This window comes from Pseudoalteromonas porphyrae, from assembly GCF_001298125.1.
In the GTDB taxonomy this organism is placed as follows: Bacteria; Pseudomonadota; Gammaproteobacteria; order Enterobacterales; family Alteromonadaceae; genus Pseudoalteromonas; species Pseudoalteromonas neustonica.
Map to the genome: position 1 here is coordinate 1 of NZ_LHPH01000089.1, position 628 is coordinate 628.

A 628-nucleotide genomic window follows, 5' to 3' on the forward strand; every position below is an offset into this window, starting at 1 on the left:
TCATCTCGAGGCCTGCTTCGCGCTTAGATGCTTTCAGCGCTTATCAGTTCCGAACGTAGCTACCGGGCAATGCCATTGGCATGACAACCCGAACACCAGCGGTTCGTTCACTCCGGTCCTCTCGTACTAGGAGCAACCCCTCTCAATTCTCAAACGCCCACGGCAGATAGGGACCGAACTGTCTCACGACGTTCTAAACCCAGCTCGCGTACCACTTTAAATGGCGAACAGCCATACCCTTGGGACCGACTTCAGCCCCAGGATGTGATGAGCCGACATCGAGGTGCCAAACACCGCCGTCGATATGAACTCTTGGGCGGTATCAGCCTGTTATCCCCGGAGTACCTTTTATCCGTTGAGCGATGGCCCTTCCATTCAGAACCACCGGATCACTATGACCTACTTTCGTACCTGCTCGACGTGTCTGTCTCGCAGTTAAGCTGGCTTCTACCATTACACTAACCGTACGATGTCCGACCGTACTTAGCCAACCTTCGTGCTCCTCCGTTACTCTTTGGGAGGAGACCGCCCCAGTCAAACTACCCACCAGGCACTGTCCGTAACCCCGATTCAGGGGCCAACGTTAGAACATCAAAACTACAAGGGTGGTATTTCAAGGACGACTCCA

The 628-nt window shown here is 54.0% G+C and carries 1 rRNA gene; it reads right to left on the bottom strand.

Going from position 1 to position 628, the window contains the following annotated elements:
* Positions 1 to 628: ribosomal RNA gene (locus tag ADS77_RS21305) — 23S ribosomal RNA — on the bottom strand; the annotation flags it as partial.